The sequence below is a fragment of the Sphingobium sp. WR1 genome (assembly GCF_059693745.1).
Window position 1 is genome coordinate 91,585 of sequence record NZ_JCATID010000003.1, and the last position, 17,736, is coordinate 109,320.

At 60.3% G+C, this 17,736-nt stretch carries 18 protein-coding genes; 7 read left to right on the forward strand and 11 right to left on the reverse strand.

Features of this window, described 5'->3' with window-relative positions:
* Nucleotides 1–22: 22 nt before the first annotated feature.
* The 4 genes from AC58EF_RS05285 to AC58EF_RS05300 form a co-directional block, all read right to left on the reverse strand.
* Entirely contained in the window at nucleotides 23–655 is a 633-nt protein-coding gene (locus AC58EF_RS05285) for an IbrB-like domain-containing protein (RefSeq protein WP_497275131.1), read from the reverse strand.
* On the reverse strand, nucleotides 621–1,085 hold the full coding sequence (locus AC58EF_RS05290; protein ID WP_497275133.1) for a hypothetical protein: 465 nt from the start codon (nucleotides 1,083–1,085) through the stop codon (nucleotides 621–623). The genes AC58EF_RS05285 and AC58EF_RS05290 overlap by 35 nt, the downstream gene beginning before the upstream one ends.
* On the reverse strand, nucleotides 1,082–2,308 hold the full coding sequence (locus AC58EF_RS05295; protein WP_497275135.1) for a phosphoadenosine phosphosulfate reductase: 1,227 nt from the start codon (nucleotides 2,306–2,308) through the stop codon (nucleotides 1,082–1,084). Before AC58EF_RS05295 ends, AC58EF_RS05290 begins: the two co-directional genes overlap by 4 nt.
* 323 nt (nucleotides 2,309–2,631) lie before the next feature.
* Nucleotides 2,632–3,567, reverse strand: coding sequence for a LysR family transcriptional regulator (locus tag AC58EF_RS05300; protein ID WP_497275137.1), 936 nt, complete (start codon nucleotides 3,565–3,567; stop codon nucleotides 2,632–2,634).
* A 104-nt stretch (nucleotides 3,568–3,671) separates the two neighbouring features.
* Between AC58EF_RS05300 and AC58EF_RS05305 the strand changes: the two genes are divergently transcribed.
* Together AC58EF_RS05305 and AC58EF_RS05310 are read left to right on the forward strand one after the other, a co-directional pair.
* Nucleotides 3,672–4,388 (forward strand): type 1 glutamine amidotransferase domain-containing protein, encoded by a 717-nt coding sequence (locus AC58EF_RS05305; protein ID WP_497275139.1) that lies wholly within the window; start codon nucleotides 3,672–3,674, stop codon nucleotides 4,386–4,388.
* 11 nt (nucleotides 4,389–4,399) lie between these two features.
* Nucleotides 4,400–5,584 (forward strand): MFS transporter, encoded by a 1,185-nt coding sequence (locus AC58EF_RS05310; RefSeq protein WP_497275140.1) that lies wholly within the window; start codon nucleotides 4,400–4,402, stop codon nucleotides 5,582–5,584.
* Between the two features lie 1,054 nt (nucleotides 5,585–6,638).
* On the opposite strand, the gene AC58EF_RS05315 is transcribed toward AC58EF_RS05310, so the two are convergent.
* The 3 genes from AC58EF_RS05315 to AC58EF_RS05325 all read right to left on the reverse strand — a co-directional run bounded on the left by AC58EF_RS05315 (nucleotide 6,639) and on the right by AC58EF_RS05325 (nucleotide 9,940).
* Entirely contained in the window at nucleotides 6,639–7,484 is an 846-nt protein-coding gene (locus AC58EF_RS05315; protein WP_497275141.1) for a hypothetical protein, read from the reverse strand.
* Nucleotides 7,471–9,030: an FAD/NAD(P)-binding protein gene (locus tag AC58EF_RS05320; protein WP_497275143.1), complete on the reverse strand. Its 1,560-nt coding sequence runs from the start codon at nucleotides 9,028–9,030 to the stop codon at nucleotides 7,471–7,473. The genes AC58EF_RS05315 and AC58EF_RS05320 overlap by 14 nt, the downstream gene beginning before the upstream one ends.
* Before the next feature lie 166 nt (nucleotides 9,031–9,196).
* Entirely contained in the window at nucleotides 9,197–9,940 is a 744-nt protein-coding gene (locus AC58EF_RS05325) for a prepilin peptidase (protein WP_497275144.1), read from the reverse strand.
* Nucleotides 9,941–10,514: 574 nt separating this feature from the next.
* On the opposite strand from AC58EF_RS05325, the gene AC58EF_RS05330 reads away from it, so the two are divergent.
* The 3 genes from AC58EF_RS05330 (at nucleotide 10,515) to AC58EF_RS05340 (ending at nucleotide 12,870) form a co-directional block, all read left to right on the forward strand.
* Nucleotides 10,515–10,889 carry a winged helix DNA-binding protein gene (locus tag AC58EF_RS05330; protein ID WP_497275146.1) on the forward strand — a complete coding sequence of 125 codons (375 nt, stop codon included), beginning with the start codon at nucleotides 10,515–10,517 and terminating at the stop codon, nucleotides 10,887–10,889.
* 160 nt (nucleotides 10,890–11,049) lie between these two features.
* Nucleotides 11,050–12,036, forward strand: coding sequence for a KpsF/GutQ family sugar-phosphate isomerase (locus tag AC58EF_RS05335; RefSeq protein ID WP_497275147.1), 987 nt, complete (start codon nucleotides 11,050–11,052; stop codon nucleotides 12,034–12,036).
* Nucleotides 12,037–12,870, forward strand: coding sequence for a 3-deoxy-manno-octulosonate cytidylyltransferase (locus AC58EF_RS05340; protein WP_497275149.1), 834 nt, complete (start codon nucleotides 12,037–12,039; stop codon nucleotides 12,868–12,870).
* Nucleotides 12,871–12,919: 49 nt separating this feature from the next.
* Here AC58EF_RS05340 and AC58EF_RS05345 read toward each other — a convergent pair whose 3' ends face one another.
* From AC58EF_RS05345 to AC58EF_RS05360, 4 genes are all read right to left on the reverse strand, one after another.
* Nucleotides 12,920–13,729, reverse strand: coding sequence for a helix-turn-helix transcriptional regulator (locus tag AC58EF_RS05345; RefSeq protein ID WP_489009392.1), 810 nt, complete (start codon nucleotides 13,727–13,729; stop codon nucleotides 12,920–12,922).
* Between the two features lie 117 nt (nucleotides 13,730–13,846).
* Complete coding sequence (locus AC58EF_RS05350) at nucleotides 13,847–14,842, reverse strand: FecR family protein (protein ID WP_489009393.1); 996 nt, start codon at nucleotides 14,840–14,842, stop codon at nucleotides 13,847–13,849.
* Between the two features lie 62 nt (nucleotides 14,843–14,904).
* Nucleotides 14,905–15,456, reverse strand: coding sequence for an RNA polymerase sigma factor (locus tag AC58EF_RS05355; protein WP_497275150.1), 552 nt, complete (start codon nucleotides 15,454–15,456; stop codon nucleotides 14,905–14,907).
* Nucleotides 15,457–15,508: 52 nt separating this feature from the next.
* Complete coding sequence (locus AC58EF_RS05360; protein WP_497275151.1) at nucleotides 15,509–16,264, reverse strand: cell envelope integrity TolA family protein; 756 nt, start codon at nucleotides 16,262–16,264, stop codon at nucleotides 15,509–15,511.
* A 309-nt stretch (nucleotides 16,265–16,573) separates the two neighbouring features.
* Between AC58EF_RS05360 and AC58EF_RS05365 the strand changes: the two genes are divergently transcribed.
* Both AC58EF_RS05365 and AC58EF_RS05370 read left to right on the forward strand, forming a co-directional pair.
* Nucleotides 16,574–17,278: a helix-turn-helix transcriptional regulator gene (locus AC58EF_RS05365; RefSeq protein WP_497275153.1), complete on the forward strand. Its 705-nt coding sequence runs from the start codon at nucleotides 16,574–16,576 to the stop codon at nucleotides 17,276–17,278.
* 126 nt (nucleotides 17,279–17,404) lie between these two features.
* Nucleotides 17,405–17,719, forward strand: a complete 315-nt coding sequence (locus AC58EF_RS05370; RefSeq protein WP_497275155.1) for an HU family DNA-binding protein — start codon at nucleotides 17,405–17,407, stop codon at nucleotides 17,717–17,719.
* Nucleotides 17,720–17,736 lie beyond the last annotated feature (17 nt).

Below are 17,736 nucleotides of genomic sequence, written 5' to 3' on the forward strand. Positions count from 1 at the left end.
GCAATCTCTCGCTTCAGCAAATTCACTCCCAAGACCGAGAATATTCATGGTCGCGGAATAGCTCGGGTAAGCCTGAAATCTGTTTGAAGCGGACGACTTCGTCGGTGTCCATGCCAAGATTGCGTTCGACATCTTTGTCGCTCCACCCGGAACGCAGCAAGGCCACGACAATATCCGTCATGGGCGGAACCGCATGGACCCCGCGAGCGCGATTGTGTCGGATGGTGGCGGCGATGCGCTCAGCTCTTCCCGTTTGCGCTGTCCGGATCGCAACGATCGGCAAATAGCCATGGATACGTTCACGGATGCGTTTGGATTTCTTGCCGACAGCCTGGCGGTGAAAGCCGTCCACGACGATGTGGCGATCATCTTCTTCATGGGAAACGATAGGCTGCGTAAAGCCATCGGCGTCGATCGAACGCTCCAGCAGCGACATTTCTGGTGGCGCCACCGTATTCGGGTTATAGTCGTTGCCTTCGACCTTTTCGGCCGGAACCCATTGCACGCAATCGACGGGTTGGTCGGCGAACGGGCTATGCGAGTGGAGCTGACGCCGCAGCTGGTTGAGTGCTTCCACCCGTCGGGCGAGGGGAAGCTTGTCCAATTCGCAAAACAGGGCTTCAGCCTGCTGCACGATCTGCGCGACCTGCGGCATGAGCGTTCCTTTTCAACGTTACCCAGGATCCCCGGGTGGAATGGGTGATGAAACCATATGGCGCGAGTGGTTGCACGCATGTTTCCGGCACACTCGCCCAGCTTTCGGCGCCAAGATCATCAATGTAGGCCAGGACCGCCATGCGTAATGCACGAAACAGGCCATTGCCGCGTATCTCGGGGCACACATAGCCGTAGCGGATTCTGAATATATCCGCCTGCCGTTCGACACCAACGAAGCCAAGAACCTCTGCTTTTGGCGTGCAGCGCGCAACGAACCAGCGATAGCCGGCCCCGTCGTTAAGCGGATATCCGCCGCAGTCCCTCCGGACAGCTGCGCTGGCGAAGAACCGGCCCATGACAGAAAAGAAGGCGGCCTCACCGTCGGCAGAGCGCATCTGGGTAATTTCGAAGCTGTCGGGAATGTTCATCCGTTACCGCGATGTGTCAGGGCCAGGGTGTCGATATCGCGCCGGGCAAATCCAAATGAGAGGGAGCGCGCCATGTCCTGCTTGAGCAGCGATAGGGCAACGCGACGCCAGGACGGTTGCTGCTTGCGATTTTCCAGTTTCGGATCGCCTGCATCCGGCCAGGATGACAGCGGATAACCGTGAACAGCCCACCAGTCGATGAAGCGCTGGATGCGGCGTTCATATACGGTGCGTAAGGCTCCCGGCATGCTCTTGAGCAGGAATTCACTATACTGCCGCCACGTCGTGAATGTCGGGGGCAGTCCGAGGCCGCCGCGGTAACCCAGAAAACGCTGGCGGCTGTAGCGGGCAGCGTAGTTTGCACCGGCAACGCGTTTGACGACGCGAAACCAGGTCTCCGGCTCCAGTCGATGAAAAAGATCAAGGCCCTTGCGCTGATCGTCACCATAGGGTTGGCATATCCGCATCTGGGAAAAGGGCAGGCCAGCCTTGTACATTTGATCGTAGAGGCGATTGTAGGCGCAACCGTGTTCCGAGATATATCGCCAGAGATCTTCGAATTTCCAATCGTAGATCGGAAAGAAGGTGACGGCGTCACCGCCAGCAAGATCGCGGGCGCTCCATTGTACAGGAACGCCGGTCCGAGGGGAGCGCCACGCGCTTTTCTTGACACGCGCGCGCCGCTTGACCGCCAGGTAACGGTTCAGGGACTCATCCGAGCGGATGCCTACCAGGAAAGCCGTCGGCGTCCCGTCCGCCAGCCACTCGTTGAATGCGGGTATGAACTCTTCGAACTCCATGCGGTATTCGTAGAAGGGGAAATAGCCTTGATCACAGATGACAGAGCGATGCTCAGGCAGCGGACGAATCCAGTCAGCCTCGCGCTCCGGTTCCCAGGAACACCAATAGGGCTCTTCCAGGCTGGAGGCGTTGCGCAGGTTGATCGGCAGGCAAATCCACCACGGCCGGACATCGTCCCGGTCGAACATCTCGATCACATGATCGATTGTGAACTGATACTGCCCCTCGAGGTCTACGAAGAGGACGTCGACAGGAACGCGTCCGAGCTCGTGAGCGACTTCCAGAGCCAGATGAAGCGTGACCGAACTGTCTTTCCCACCGGAAAAGGCCACGCATACGCGCTCGAAATGCCTGAACACGAGACGCATCCGTGCCTTTGCGGCTTCGTAGACATTCGCCTCATGGTAGCTTTTTCCAGCCATGCGTGTCGTTCGTCTCCTGCCGGATCCGCGCTACACAGAATGGCGATGAATACCGTATGCGTCGCGTTCCTCACAGACCACCCAGTGTGGTGAGTGCAGTATATTCTAGATCGCCGGGGCTTCATCGGCACTAGGAGAATCCCTAACACGTCCTGTGCCTTCCGGACATGGTGACGAAGTGGCTGTCATGGGCTGAGAAAAGGCTTCAATTGACTGGCTGGAGGCGATTGGGCTCCATCGTAAGCTGGGTTGCGTCTTTCAGCCCGGCCCATGTTAATGAGCCGTAGCTACGAACGAATCCGAATAGCGACGCGATAACAGCGTCAACGCGACCTGCGCGGATTGCGAGAGCTCTTGCCCTGCTGTCGGGTTCCGCCCTCGCGTTGTCCCAGCAGGAAATCCCGCACATAGACCACGCGGGGATGGCGCAGCGCGGGCTTGTTCCAGGCGAGATAGAGCGTGTTTTCCGGTATAGTGCCCGGCGTCGGCAGCACGGCGATCTGACCGGCCGTGACCGCATCCGCGCAGAGATAGTCGGGAAGCACTGTCCAGCCCGCACCGGCCTTCGCCATCTCCAGCAGCAGGCGCAGGTCCGGCGCGGTCGCCACGGCCTGCATGTCGGGGGTCTTGTCGAATATCCGCTCAAAGAACTCGCGCACCAGCGGCAGGGTCTCGCCATAGGCGATGCACGGCAGGGCGCACAGGAAGTCGGCCGTCACGCTTCTGGCCTTCGCCCGATCGGCAAGGCTGGGGGCCGCCACCGGCAGCAAGCGTTCACGCCCCAATTCCGCGAACCCATGCGCCTTGCCTTCGGGTGGCGAAGCGGTGACGGCCAGATCGGCATGGCCCTCGTCGAGCGCGGCATAGATGCGCGCGCGATCCCCGGTCTGGATGCGCAGCCGCAAGCCTTCGCCGGTCAGCGGCGCCAGCCTCGGCGCAATCCGCAGCGACAGATATTCGGCCGGGCCGACGATATGCACCGTGCCGCTCAGATGCGAAGAGCGCGCCTGCGCCGCGCCCATCGTCGCCTCGATCCCGTCGAGATGGGCGGCGACCGAACGCGCGAGATCGTCGGCCGCCGGCGTCGGGGCGACACCGCGCGCCTGCCGCACGAACAGCGGCTTGCCCAACATGGTTTCCAGCGCGGCGATATGCGCCGAGGCGGCAGGCTGGGTGATGCCGAGCCGCTGGGCCGCCCGCGTCAGCGAGCCGGCGCGATAGGCGTCAAGGAATGTGCGCAGATAGATGAGGTGGTTCATGTCAGATCAGCCATAAGAATATCTATAGCTGATAGCATAAGGAACGATTTCTGTCATGGCTTCGGATCGGGCAGGCTCGCGCGACCCAACCACGGAGCCGCCCCATGACCGAACTTATTTCCCAGATCAAAATCCTCTTCATCCTCACCTCTGCCAGCACCATGGGCGTCAGCGACAAGCCGACCGGCCTCTGGTTCGAGGAACTGGCGACGCCTTATTATGCCTTCCTCGACACCGGCGCATCGGTGACGCTCGCCTCCATTACGGGAGGACCAGCCCCCATTGACCCGCGCTCGGTCAAACCGAAAGGCGAGAACGAGGACAGCGTGGATCGCTTCCTCGGCGATGAGGCAGCTTCCAGCGCGCTGAATGCGACGCTCGCACTCTCCGCCATCGACATCTCCGAATATGACGCGGTGTTTCTGCCGGGCGGCCACGGCACCATGTGGGATTTGCCCGAAAGCGCCGAACTGGCCGCGCTGCTCGGCAAAGCCTGGGCGGACGGCAAGGTCGTCGCCGCTGTCTGCCACGGCCCGGCCGGGCTGGTGAACGTCAAGGACGAGACCGGCGCTCCGCTGGTAAGCGGCCGCCGCGTCACCGGATTCTCCGACAGCGAGGAACGCGCGGCCGGACTGGACGAAGCCGTGCCCTTCCTGCTGGAAACGCGGCTGCGCGAGCTGGGCGGCCGCTACGAAAGCGTGGCGGACTTCCAGCCCTTCGCCATTGCCGATGGCCGGCTGGTGACGGGTCAGAACCCGGCATCCTCGGCCCTGACCGCCAGACTGACTCTGGAGGCGCTGAACAGCGAGAAGACCCAATGAGCGCCCCGGCCATGGAAACAAGGTCGCAGGCCGGTCGCATCCCGCTGGTCATCTATGTCTTCGCGCTTTCGGCCTTTGCCCTCGGCTTCACCGAGTTCGTCACCATCGGGCTGGTGTCGGACATAGCCGCTGACCTGAATGTCGGTGTCGATCGTGTCGGCGCGGCGGTCGCCGCCTACGCCATCGGGGCCACCATCGGCGCACCGATCCTGACCGCGCTCGCGGCGAGCTGGAGCCGCAAGCATCTGCTGCTGGCGGCGATGATCGTCTTCACGATCGGCAATTTCCTCGTCGGCCTGTCCGGCGATCTTCATTCCCTGCTTGCGGCTCGCTTCGGTTCCGGACTGGGCCATGGCGTCTTCCTCGCCGTCGCGTCCAGCGCCGCCACCCGACTGGTCGCGCCCGAACGCGCGGGCAGCGCCGTGGCCGTCGTCTTCGGTGGTCTGACGCTGGCACTAGCCTTCGGCGTGCCGATCGGCACCTTTCTCGGCGGGATCTGGAGCTGGCAGACCATCTTCATGGGCGTCGCGATCTGCGGCGCGATTGGTGTCGCCGGTCTGGCGCTGCTGATGCCCGATGCGAAGGACGGCGGCGCGGCGAAGGACGCACTGCACAATCTGCTGGCGCTGATCGACCGACGCCTGCTCGGCGCGGCGTTCATCACCGTGCTGGCCTATACCGGCTCCTTCTGCCTGTTCTCCTACATCTCGCCGCTGCTGATCGAGGTGACGGGCATGAATGCTGCCTGGGTCAGCACGATGATGCTGGTCTATGGCGTGGCGGCGGCTATCGGCAATGTCGTCGGCGGGCGCATGACCGACAAGCTCGGCCCGGACAGGGCGGTGATAATCGTTCTCGTTGGTCTGGCCCTCGTGCTGGCGGCGATGTGGCCTGCCGTGCATTCCGTCCCGGCCATGGCCGTGCTGATCGCGGCGCTCGGCGCGCTGACCTATGCGGCGGTCCCCGCGATGCAGGCCCGCGTCATCGGCATCGCCGAGCGGCAGGCCCCCAAGGCGCTCGCCGCTGCCGCCGGCCTCAACATCGCCGGGTTCAACTCCGGCATCGCCCTAGGTTCGCTGCTCGGTGGCGGCGTGATCAGCGCGTTCGGCCTGACCGCGACGGCCATCGTGGGGGCAGTCGCTGCCATCGCCGGAATCATAGTGCTGGCGGTTCAGCGGCACGCAGCCGGGAGATGATGATGGGCAGGCGGACCATGGCTATCTCAGTCTCGCGCCACCGGCGGCGAGGCAGCTTGAAACAGTAAAGAGGTAGGGATGCGGAGGCGTCCGCAACAACATCGGCCACCGGATGCTCCGCTGACGCTTTCCAGCGCACGCATACCGATGGTCGCGTTGGTCCAGAGTCATAGCGCGTCGCCGCCGGAATCCTTCGATTGGCCCGGTCGACCCAATAGTGAGGCGATGCCAATGTATTCCCGCAACCGTGCCTCTGGATTGCATTATCGTGAGGACCAGCAGCTCGAACACATCGCGTCCAATGACATCGAGGTCGTTTGCCGGTCAGGCCCGTGGTCAAGATTCATCGTCCGGCTTCTTGCTCCGAGCCTGATTCACAACTGCCGCCTCCCAGTCGACAGGATCTGGCCCTGGTTCGAGCCTGTGCGTTTTCGGTGAAAGCCCATTTTCGACAGTAGCACGATCCCAAAGGAATGGCCTGTCTCCAATACCGGTTCGCCTTTCCCCAAGATCAAGGCCGAGCACATGATGGAGCATGATACGCGTAGAGCGCAGAGCGACCCGGAGCGGTCCTGTCAGGCCCGGTCGCGAGGCGTGGATAGCAGCAGGTGGGGCCGCAGTCTCCAGCAACCCTAGAAGCACTTGCTCGTCGTTGGTGAGAACCGCGGCGCTTTCATCCCCCGCTCGAAAACGGCGCCCGGACCAAGCTTCGAGAATTGACAGGAGTGCTGCGATGGCGGGGGCCAGAAAGCCAGCGTCGCGTACTTCGAGCCGCGCGAACAAGGTCGGCAGAATGGGGCGATGCCGGTCTACCGTTTCTCGCCAGCAGCGCGCCGCATCGACGATGATCGCTTCCGGGGTAAGAGGGTCAGGAAAGGCAGCGGCAACACAGGACAAGGTGGTTTCCTCTCATACAACACCCCTGTTTCTGGTTGACCATCAGGTGTTTAGGGGAGCGATGTTGCACGGACAAGACGATCAGCATCAAGCACCCTTCGCTGGCTATCTGCCACAGCACACGCTGTCCTCTGAAAACGGGGTTGAAATGAGGCTTCTAGCCGGAATTGTTCAAAGTGCGGGATGATTGGGCGATTTTGACCTTCGGCCAATCCTCACCAAGCGTCACGAACTTGATCGCCCGGCCTTTACGCAGTTCCTCGACCGGGAAGACGAGCGTCTCCTGATCTGCCGCGCCGACAATGATCGCCGACAGCGCGCCGGATTCCGAAATGACGGGCGCACCCAATGCCTGCGGCTCAGCAAGGGGGCGATTGCGGCCACGGGTCACGAGGCCGCAGTAGGAATAGTAGAGTGTCGCACCGAGGTCGGGAATGCGCACCTCGTCCAGGTCTCCAGCAACCCGTCCCTTGCGATTGATGACCGGGCTCGACAATTGGCGGTTCGTTCGAATTGAGCCGCTACGACGGAAATCACCATAGTCGGGATCCGTCCATGTGGGATCATTTAGGCGCCGAACGTGGAACAGGCCATCACTCCAGATTCCCTCCCGGAAGTTTCGGACCGTCGCAAGGGGTTTTGCGTTCTCCCGCTGGCTTTCGAACAACGGGGTCGCCCCGAGGCGAATGACGTGGAAGCCCAGATTGGAGCTCTCTGGACCCAGGACCTCCTCAGGAGGGACCAGCGTACCCAATGCGAGGCGTTGCTTTCCAGGCCCCCGGATCAAAGTGCAGGAGACCTCCTCGGCGCTCGGCAGCAGATGCGAATGCGCGGTCAACAGAAGATAGAGATTGTCATCCTCGCAGTCTTCACGTGTGATGATGGCGGAAATCATCATGCGAGCGTCGCCGTCGCCGACAATGCCGATCTTGATGATGGTCCCGAGCCGGAGGGCGTTGTTGGCAACCCGGCTGGGTTCTGAAAGACCGCTACGCTTCGTCATTTGGGGGCCTGTTGCGATGAATGTTGACGGATGCGACCTGAACGGACGCCGGGCCTACACGGAGAGGAAACAGGCGCAGCTGTTCGGCTTTGCGCCTATCCTCCGCATCGAGGACAACCTTGATCGGTCGACCGTTGGTGAAACAGTCATCCACTATGATCGTGGTTTGAAAATCGAGCCCATAGGCTCGACCGATATGGAGGAGCGTCTTGCGCACCGTTCGCGGTAGAGTTTCGAGCGAAACGCCCGATTTTCCCATGCCGTCGTTCGTCCAGCGAAACACCTCCCTGTCATAGTCGCTCACATCGGCTGCGGCGGAATGTTCGACGGCCTTTTCCCGTAGGCCGACGAGTTCTGTCGCGCTCAACAGGTCCGCCGCGGCCGGCTCAGCGCCATGCCGGATGATGACGCGATCGAACTCCGATGGAGGGTCGAGCGGCGCGCCGTCGTCGTTGTCGGGTATCATCCTGTGCTGATCCTCCTCGACTTCGAGCACCCCTTTGACGGCCGTCACATATCGCCTCGTTCCGTTGCTGAAGAAGGCGAGCAGCAGCTTGTTGATAGGGGCGGCAGTGAATGAATAAGGACTGGTCGACCGGTGCAGAAGCGTGATCTTACGATTGGTGAGGCGATCGTCCGCGCCCGCAAACGAGGACAGCTTTCCTTGTGTCTCCTGGCTGAAGACCACCCTACGGTAAAAGTCGCACGGATCAGTGCTGTCGCCAGTTCCCGGAATCCTATGCAACGCTCGCTCTGCCTCGACCTCCAGGACATCATGCTTAACTTCGCTGTCCGTCAACGCGACAGCCAGCATATGGGCAGCACGCGTGACCTTGGCGCCGAGAATGGGTGAGAGCACGTCGATGAGGCCGCCATCGCCCGTGCCGCTGACGAGAACCGCCTGGGCTTCATCAGCTATGGCGTTGGGCGACCAGTAGCTCGGTGATGTGAGCGCGCCCAAACCGCGCTCCGGCTTGAAGCCGGTGGCGAGGACGACAATGTCCGCCTCGATACTGGTGCCGCTCTGAAGTTCAAGCAAAACGCCGCTGGCATCGTGCTGTAGCCGAACGACCTGATCATGGACGAGATCGACCTTCGGGCCAAAGCCGCGTTGCCATTCATCGAGAATATCCTCGATCACCATGTCCGCCTGGGACTGCGCCCAGTTAAGGAAGGGCAGGGCCGTGGCCGGCATCGGCTGCTGCTTAGGCCAGAATATGATATTGGGGTGAAGCTCCCGATGGGTCGCATCCCGATATCGCTCAAACGGTGTTGCCCGGGCTTCGATCAGCCTGACACTTGCTCCGACACTGGCAAAGCCGGCTGCGAGCATTCTACCCGCAACACCGGCGCCCACGATGCAGATGTTTCGCCGACCGGGTAGGAGCCGTTTCCTGGCGATAACGGACACCAGAGCAAGTGCGCGTAGCTGTTGCGCGTAGAAATTTTGCTGCGTGAGAAAGGGATTCATCGCGTAGAGCGTGTCGGAAATCCGGCAAGCGCAATAAACCGCCCACGCCCGCTTATCGTGCTCGTTGTCCCCCATGTATGTCCTTGCACTTGAAGGGCGTGGCGCCCAAAGACGTCAGGCCCCCAGCTAAGTGCTCGCAGGCCTCTTTTAGTAGGACACGCGCCGAAGCAATCTTGGCAAAGAAATACGGTTCGGATTGCCTGCGATGGGCAAAAAGATTTTTAAGTTTCATGCTTTGGGCTCAGGCCCCGGCAATTTGGTAGGCGAGCCAGACGGTGAAACCTGCCAGCGCCAGACAGGCGCCGAATGGCAATCGCCGGCTTGAGAGCGGCTCTTGCCCATCCCTGAGGACAGCGACGGCCATGACCAGGCCGATCAGGCTTGCGCCAAGCAATATGTGGGGCAACGCCTGCCAACCAAGCCAGCATCCGATTCCCCCGAATAACTTAGGATCTCCGCCTCCCAGTCCGTCTCGACCGCGCAGCCGACGATAGCCATGCTTCACCAGCCAAAGGGATAGGAAACCGACAAGGCCGCCGGCGATGCTGTCGCTCGGGCCAATACCGGCACTGCTGAGGCTTGCCGCAAGGCCGGTGATGGCAAGTGCCGTCGTCAGGAGATTTGGCAGGATGAAATGGCGCGCGTCCAATGCGCCGAGTGCGAGAAGCTGCCATCCAAATATGGCGCCCGCGATTGCGGTTATGCCGGGGGTGGCCATCCCGGCGAAGACACCGACGAGGCAAGCAGTGGCCTCGATTTGCCAATGCAAGGCATCGATCGGCGCTTTGCACGTCCGGCATCGGAAGCGTGAGATGATTGCGCTGATTAGGGGAATGAGTTCGACGGGTGCCAACACCCGTGCGCAGTCGTCGCATCGCGAGCGCCCGATAACAATCGGACGTCCGGTGCCCCATCGTACCACAGCCGTCGCGATGAAACTCCCAACGAGGACGCCAACAAGACCAAGTGCGGCGATCAGTCGCAAGTCTGGTAAAGGATTAAGCATGAATGGGAGGGTCAGGTTCGGCTAGCTCCTCTCCCATATGGCGGACTCTATATTACAGGAAAGTGACAATAATGTTCGCGATGCCCGCTCTTCGTTGATTTTGTTCAGAAGTGATTGACTTCGGTCAATGCATCGGCTGCATCTCATGATGAGGGTGGGGCCGGCCAACTGGGAATGGTGTGTGCGTATGTGCATAAGCGAGACAGGCATCCTCGTTGTGTCCGCGCCGGGGATGGCCGCGCCTTTGGAGGCAGGCCGACATTTGGTGCCGACCATACACCTGTCGTCGGCCGAGGGTGGCGACTCGCTCTCTAAGGTCGCGCCAGGTTGTGGTTGTCCCGATGCCGGGCGTTTCCAGGGTAGCGATTCGCACAGTATTCCGATTTTGGTTTCGGGGAGTCTCGCCATACCGGCGCTCGCCTCGACTTCCGGTGCCGGGTCTGTGCGAACCGATGGAGACCTTCACGTCCGCTTGCTCTCGGAGCCTGCGGAGGTAGCAGACGAAATGCCGCTGTTGGTTACACGGTCCGTTTCCGCAAGGGAGCCCGATCGGATGCACACAGCTTCTGAAATTGAAGCGATGATCGTGCGGGATATCCAGTTCATATTGCGCATGCGGCGGGCGCGGGCCGAGTTCTTTGACGAAAACCTGTTCGCGGATCCGGCTTGGGACATGATGCTCGATCTCATGGAAGCCCGTCTGCGCGGGACGGAGATTCTGACATCAAGCCTGTGCATGGCTGCGTCTGTTCCGGCCACAACCGCGCTTCGCTGGATCAAGAACCTGACGGAGAAGGGGATTCTTGTCCGCCGAGCAGATGATGCCGACAAGCGTCGCGTATATGTGGCGTTGTCGGACGCTGCGGCCTCAGCGATGATGGACTGGTTCGAACTTGTCCATCGGCAGAAGCCGGCAATAGGCCTTTGAAAATCGCCCTCCGCGATCTCCCGGCACTGGCGCAGAACCCGCGAGAACATTCCATAAATGACTGTGGATTCTCCTAGCGTGATGGGTTCGATGTTCGATTAGCGTACCTTGTGGCTATCAAGCTTGCGTGTGCCTGGTGGAGCAGAAGGAACGTGCGATCATGACCGTGACCGGCGCGATGGAGGCAAATTCATCCTCCATCCTTGCCATTGGCCGTCAGGCCATAGCGACGGAGGCGGAAGCGCTCTGGTCACTTTGTGACGTCGACGATGCCTTCGTAGAAGCGGTCAAGCTGATCCATGATGCGAGGGGCCGACTGCTCGTGCTTGGCGCAGGACAGTCTGCCAATATCGGACCCAAGCTGGCCACAACATTCTCGGCAACGGGTACGCCATCATGTTATCTGAATGCGCTCGAAGCTCTGCATGGGGGTATCGGCGTCATGGTGCCGGGCGATGTCATTTTGATGCTATCGCGAACCGGAGAGGCTCAGGGGTGCGGAGCTATCGTCAGGTGGGCGCAGATGCTGGGCGTCCCCATCATCGCGATCACGGCAAACCAGGACTCGCTTCTTGCCAGAAGCGCGGATGTTCATCTTCTTCTCCCTGTACAGCCTGAGATTTGTCCGTTTGGCCGAACTCCGACCACGTCTGTTACGATGATGCTCGTGCTGGGCGATGCAATCGCGATCACGCTCTTGCGGCTAAAGAACATCACGGCGACCGACCTTCATCGGCGTATTCCAGGAGCAAGCCATGGGCTTGACCTTCTCGCCGTGGACGAATTCATGCATCGCGGTGATGCACTGCCGCTGGCTCGCGCCGATGCGTCGCTCGAAGCCGTTCTGGACCTGATGAACGAAAAGGGCTTTGGCGTCGTAGGACTCGTCAACGACACCAAGCGTCTGCTTGGCGTGATCACCGATGGGGATGTGCGCCGGAATGCGACGAAGCTGGCATCGCTGCGTCCCGAGGAAATCATGACAAAGCGGCCGCGCACACTTGTGTCCGGGGCTCTGGCGCGCGATGCACTCGGGACCATGTCGCAATCCCGGATCACATCCTTGTTCGTGCTGGCCGACATGATTGGCGGGCAGGTAATCGGGCTTGTTCACATTCACGATGTCTTGCGTCACGGGGTCGCCTGAATGCTTCGCGTAGTCGGGGGCAAGGAATTCTCCTGCGAGGATCACGGTGTAGCCATCATCATACCCGCACGTTTCGGATCCACGCGGTTTCCCGGTAAATCCCTTGTGGAACTACGAGGGGTTTCGGGCGCGGCGAAGAGCTTGCTGCTTCGGAGCTGGGAGGCGGCGAACCTCGTGAACGGCGTCGATGAAGTGTGGATCGCGACCGATGATGCTCGAATTCAGGAAGTCGCCGAGCGGTTTGGCGCGCGTGTCATTATGACGTCCTCCAATTGCCGCAACGGGACTGAGCGGTGTACGGAGGCTCTCGTAGCGGCCGGCATCAAAGCCGATCTCATTGTAAACTTCCAGGGCGATGCGCCGCTTACTCCACCGCTTGCCGTCGAGGCTCTGATCCAAAGCATGCGCGAAGCGCCTGGTGTGGAAGTGGCGACCGCCATGGTTCGTTGCTCGCCGGTTGCAGCGGATTGCCTTCGCGCGGATGAGAGAGCAGGGCGCTCGCGCGCGATCACGGTTGTCTTCGACAGAAACTATGATGCGCTTTATTTTTCCCGGAGCATCATTCCGTTCGTTCCCGAGCGAGTGGCCCGTCCGCCGGTCTATCTCCACCTGGGCGTTTTCGGCTATCGCCGTGATGCTCTCATGCACTATCCGGGTCTCGAACCATCCATCTTCGAGGAAACCGAGGATTTGGAACAGCTACGTTTCCTCGACGCAGGAGTGCCGATCCGTATGATCGAGGTCGGGGCGCCGCCAGGAGGCATCTGGGAGGTCAATTGTCCAACCGACCTTGTGTCGGTGGAAGCTGGCTTGGTGGAGCGTCATATTCACTGACGCTCACAAGTGCCTTTCCATGGTTTGTTCACCCAATGAGGGACGACTTTCAAAATGTCGCAAGACCATGGGCGAAGGCGAGGACGACAGCCCGCAGCTTGGACGAAGCCCCCAATTTGTCAGACGCGTTCCGTAAATGATAATCCACGGCCTTCTCCGAAAGGCCGAGCGCCTCGCCGCTTTGGGCATAGGTGTACCCCATCGAAGCCAGTCGCAGAACCTGCAGTTCACGGGTTGAGAGGCGAGGAACCCAATCGGCGAGAGGCACGAACTGCTTCGCCTTCGCATGAAAATGCGCTGCGGCGAATGCCAGGTCCGCACCACAGCGTTCGGCCATCTCTCGCGATCCCGTCTCATCATTTCCGAAGAGGCTGATATAGGCGGCCCCGTGGATGCTGTCCTGGATGGGAACAATGACGCCAGCGGACACGCCGCGCATTCGTTCGTTCTCCAACCAGATACGTTGAATGGGATCAAGTCCCCCCTTCGTTCGTGTCGAATAAGCGAAAGGCACGAAAGCCGTGCGCGCCTGTGTCGCGCATGGATCGCGGACAAGCCAGTCGTCCACATCATCCGCGTCCCGAGGTGAGGTCGACAGGAAGCGCAGGGGATGGTGTGGGCTGGCATCAGGTTCGTTAGACCAGAAATTTCCGGCATGAATATAGCGAGCGCCGTAAAATCCGAGGAGGCGCGCATAATCCAGCAGCCAGTCTCGCAAACCCGAGAGAGATCTGCTGGCTTTCAAAGTCGCAAGGATATTCGGGTGGTTAGCGTTCCCAGGGCGCAGGAACAGCGTGCTCGCTTCGACCACGGTCTTTGCATCGTGGCCGCGATTGCTGGCCAGCTTGTTGGTGAACATCAAAGACCCCCGGGGAGCTGCTCCTATTTAGAGGACACGCCGGGAAAGAAATCTGGCAAGAAAAATATGTTACATTTCAATGACTCAATGTAATGAAATAGAAATATTGTGCCTCCTTCAACTCAGAACGACCACGTCGCCCGGCAGGCGCGTCACCTTGGCACCGACTGCCAATTCGGCCTGATCGATAAACTCGTCCAGTCGATCAATGTTGTAGGTCCCGCTGAGCCGGCGTCCGCTTAAGGCGTTGTTCGCCAATATGATCCGGCCCTCGCGGTAGCGGTTAATTTCCAGGATCACCTGTCGCATGGGGATGTCCTGGAAAATCAGCGTGCCGTTTCGCCAGGCGGTGAGCACGGCCGTGTTCGCCTGCGCGGTTACAGCACCGATACCGCGATCATCATATCGTACCTCCTGCGAGGGCGCCAACTGGCGATGCTCGCCGTTCCAGGCTACCTCGACCTCGCCGGACAGGCAGGTGATGCAAATCTCGTCTTCCGTGCGCCGCGCGCTGAATTGGCCATGCTTGCCGATGCTGGTGCCATTGCCAGCGACAAGCGCCGCAGTTCCAGATCGACCACTGGTGACGACCGCCTCGCCACTGATGAGCTCGACCGCCGGCATCGCGAGATCGTCGCGCAGATTGATGCTGGTGCGGGTGTTGAGTTCGACGGTGCCGCCGTCGCCGAGACGCACCACAAGGCGTTCGCCGGTTCCGGTCCGATACTTGGCATTCAGTGCGGCGAGCGACGGCACCATGTCGAGCGAGCGTCCGACGAACAGCAGTCCGCCAGCAACAGATGCCGCCATCGCGCCACCGAGAAAGGCGCGCCTTGAGTGCTTCTTTGTCCTTTGGGCATCCAGGCTTGCGACGTTACCGACGATCCCGATCGTTTCGGGACGTTCGACACCTTCGACAACGCGCACCAGCTGACGCAACCTCACGGCCGATCGAAACGCCAACTCGTGAGCGGGGCTTTCGGCACGCCATGCAATAAGCTTGGCTGCATCCGCCTCCGTGGCTTCGCCGGAGAGCAGATGATTGAGATGCTCGAGCCCCTCAAGCCTGAGGCGCGCCAGCTCTTCATCAGTCCATGTCGTCCTTCCACTCATTCTGAAAAGCCAACCAGTTGCTCGCCTATGAGCGCTTTGCATCGAAGCATGCTCGCGCTCCCTTATTTAGAGGACACTCTGGCGAGCTGTTCTTGCAAAGCTGCCACCGAAAAATCTTCTGTCACCCTGTGGAGATGCCTGCTCGCCAGAAGCAGTTCGTGCCGAATTGAGCGTTCTGACAAGCCGTATTCCAAAGCCAGTTCCTTGTATGTTGCGGATTCGACCCAGAATCGCCTGAAAATGGCCTGGCGGCGGGGGGGCAGTTCCTGCAATGCCCGCTCGACGGCTGCAAGTTCCGACCGGCCCTGGGCCGTGCGGTCCTGGTCGGGACTTTCGTCCTGAATATCAATGAGGCGATCAATATCTGCCGCCGAGAGGTGCTTCATTTCTGCCCGCTGGCTATTCCTCGCCGTGTTCAGCGCCATAGTCAGTAGATACGAAGTCGGGTTTCGCACTTCATCCGCGATCTCGGCTCGATGCAATCGCAAATAGGTGTCGTGTAGTGCTTCCTGTGCCTTATCCGGTGAACCAAGCCGACCCGTCAGTAGGCGCTTGAGTTCCGGATATGCTGAAACGAACAACGACAAGAGAGCCTCGCGCGGGGACGAGGTCACGGAATACATCCTCGATGCAAGGCCTTGAGTTGAAAGAAAATGGCTGCCCCCTTCAATTTGTCGTCCGCAAGGCGATCTGCTGCAGCGACGAGTCGATCTCGATCACGAAATCCATGCGGGCAGGCAGCGAGGCGGGGATGGGAGGAAGGGGGCGCGATCGCTCCAGGGCAGCCAGCGCGGCGTTGTCGAGCATGGCGGAGCCTGAACTGCGTTGTATCCAGCTCTCCAGGACATTCCCATTCCTGTCGAGCCGGAACGCCAGATAGGTGATTCCTGCCAGACGAAGCTGCTTGGCCTCTCCAGGGTAGCGGCTGTGACGCGCAACGATCTCGTAGAGAAGGCGCTGGTATTCATCGAGTTCCGCCGCTGCGAAAGCGGTGCCGCCGCCATCCTCCGGCAGAGACGCTATCTGATCGCCACTTGAAGGCGCCGATCGGGCGGAGGCTCTTAACGCGGATCCGTCGAGCGCGGCAGCAGCCGTTGGCGTTCGCACGTCGTGGCCCGTCGGTGACTTGGATGGACTCGATGCGGAGTGACTGGTTGATCGATCAGATTCGTCGTCTCCGCTCAACTCGATGAAATCGACCATCATTGCCGTTTCACGTTGCGCAGCCGGTCTCGAGGGCTTAGTCGAATTTGAATTGGCGGCGATGAGGCCGCCCAGCACGGCAGCATGTCCCAGGCATGAAACCAGGATACCCAGGACATCGATTCGAGCGGGGCTGGACATGGGGGACTCGCATAAATTGAATGGCGGGTTGGCGGCTTCATAGACGTCTTTTTCCGTCTGCAATATGACATGCCTCATGAGTGTCGGAATCCCGCTAGGGATTCCCCTAGCAAATGTGCCGAGCGGCTGGGGTAAAGGGCTGCCTATAGTCCTCGGGGCAAAGGCAGCTCATCTATGCTGGCAGCAGAAATCGGTCGATCTGGAAAAGATTTCGTCAAAAATCCGACCGATAATCTTGTCGGAATTGGCGAACATACTTTCAGCCTGAAACAAGAAATTCTGTCTCTATGCCGGAGGAAACTCGTTTCGTCTGAGGGGCAACTGTGCCTTGGAAAGCGATTCGTGCTAAGCGAATCACGCCTTTGCGTTGTCTGAGCAGGCTTCGTCATGGCAAAAATTCTCCCATTCGAGCAGCCCGGCGGCCCATCCCAGCTTAAAGCCAGCATCGCCACGTCGCTCCTGAATCTGGCCGATGCCTACGGGTTGTACAGCGGCCTCTATCTGCATTTTGGACATGCAAAGGGCAGTGCGGTTCGAGCCATCGCATCGACACCGATCGCGCAACGCAAATATGTAGACCTCATTGCCGGTAGCAGTTTGGTCATCAAGGCCTTGGTGGCTCACCGCCCTTTTGCCTGGTCCAGCAGCGACCTTCGGTTCGCGAGCGATCTTGAATCGGATCCTGTCGGGATCGCAGTCCCGGTACAGGATTATTCCAATGGTCCAGGTCTCGTCGCGCTTGTCGGCGTCGATATTTATGCGGCGCGCAAGGTAGTGAAAGAGCATGGCCCTTCATTATCCTGGGCCGCGACCGATATTCATGTAGCTGCACTCGACCTGCTGCGCGACGCGCGCCCGGAGGCGCCGACGCGCCGGGAGATGGAATGCCTCCGGATGGCGGCCGAAGGCATGACCGTACCAATGATGGCGGAAATGCTCGATATTTCCACGCGAACCGTTGAGGTCTACTTGCACAGAGTCGTGAACAAACTGGGTGGGACCAACAAGGTCAATGCCGTCGCAATCGCCGTGAGCCAGGGACTCCTTCGCTGCGATCCCTCGGGCTATGGGCAAGTGGAACCGGCTAGCTGACGAGATGTCGTCGCCTGCCAAATCGACACGATCTGCTCAGCGACTCCGTGTGGCCCCTGTCTTTCCCCGCCGCTTTTCATTTGTCTCCATCTTCCGACCCATGCCGGCAAAGCGTGACTTCCGGCTATGAACAGAGATGAGTTGGTCGAGCGGGTTGCCGCGAGAAGCTATCTGACCCGTGCTGAAGCCCATCGCGCTGTCGAAGCAGTCTTCACCATAATCGCAGACTCAGCAATTCGTGGCGAGACCGCTTCGGTCAATCGGTTCGGAACCTTCTCTGTGAAGTTGGCTCCCGCAAGGGAAGGGCGTAACCCACGCACCGGCGACAGGATCTGGATCTGCGCAAAGCGGAAGCTGATCTTCCGTCCCAGCAAGGCTATCAAGGACCTGCTTCGGGAAGGCGGCGAAGCGAGTTCCCTTGCCCACACATACAGTAGCTGACCCTTCTCGCCGATAGG